The sequence below is a fragment of the Streptomyces sp. DH12 genome (assembly GCF_020873895.1).
Lineage (GTDB): Bacteria > Actinomycetota > Actinomycetes > Streptomycetales > Streptomycetaceae > Streptomyces.
Genome location: NZ_JAHWGT010000178.1, coordinates 1 through 847, shown reverse-complemented (window position 1 = coordinate 847; position 847 = coordinate 1). Strand labels below are relative to the sequence as shown.

The 847-nt window shown below is 71.1% G+C and carries 1 protein-coding gene and 1 pseudogene; both read right to left on the bottom strand.

What is annotated here, in order from left to right:
- Nucleotides 1-740 (bottom strand): styrene monooxygenase/indole monooxygenase family protein (locus LPA54_RS33345; protein ID WP_306806576.1); only part of this gene is annotated, 740 nt, incomplete at its 3' end.
- A 22-nt stretch (nucleotides 741-762) separates the two neighbouring features.
- Nucleotides 763-847 (bottom strand): annotated as a pseudogene (locus LPA54_RS33340) (ATP-binding protein); the annotation flags it as partial.

Here is an 847-nt window from a genome sequence, read left to right as displayed (position 1 = left end):
AGGGAGAGGTGCTCGGCCGGGTCCTTGACGCCCGCGAACGCGTCGAGCGGGCCGCCGGGGACGCCCTCCCAGAACAGGATGTCGGCGCGGCCGGAGGTGGTGTACGTCGGCATGATGAACATCTCGCCGACGCCGGGGACCAGGTTGCAGCGCACCGCCTCGGTGTCCGGGTGCTCCGGGCGCGGCCCGAGACCGTGCACGTAGGCGACGGCGAGGGCGCGCTGCGGGGTGCTGTACGGGGAGCGCTCGGGGTCGCGGGAGAACATCTGCACCAGCTCGCCCTTGCCGGCGGCGATGAGCACCAGGTCGTAGGCGCGGGAGAGGTAGTCGAGGTCGCCGACCGCGGCGCCGTGGATGACGAGCTGTCCGCCGCGCTGGGCGAACGTCTCCATCCAGCCGGCCATCTTCACCCGCTGGTCCACCGACTGCGCGAACCCGTCGAGGCGGCCCAGCCAGTCGACGGCCCGCTGGGAGGGGCCCGGGTCGAAGGAGCCGGGGGCGGCGACCGAGACGCCGAGTCCCTGGATCTTCGGGGCCTGGGACTCCCAGAAGTTCAGCTGGAGGTCACGCTCGTGCTGCAGCGCGGTGTGGAACATGCACTGCGTGGACATGACCCGGCCGGTGCGGATCTCGTCCGCGGTCCGGTTGGACATGAGGGTGACCTCGTACCCGTGCGACTGGAGTCCCAGGGCGAGCTGGAGACCGGACTGGCCGGCCCCGACGACGAGTATCTTCCGCATACGGGGGACGCTCCTAAGGGGGCTACTCGGGGGTTTCGTCGAGCGCGTGGCCCACGAGGGACAAGAGGGTCTCGATGACCGAGATCCGGCGGCGCGCATCCATGATC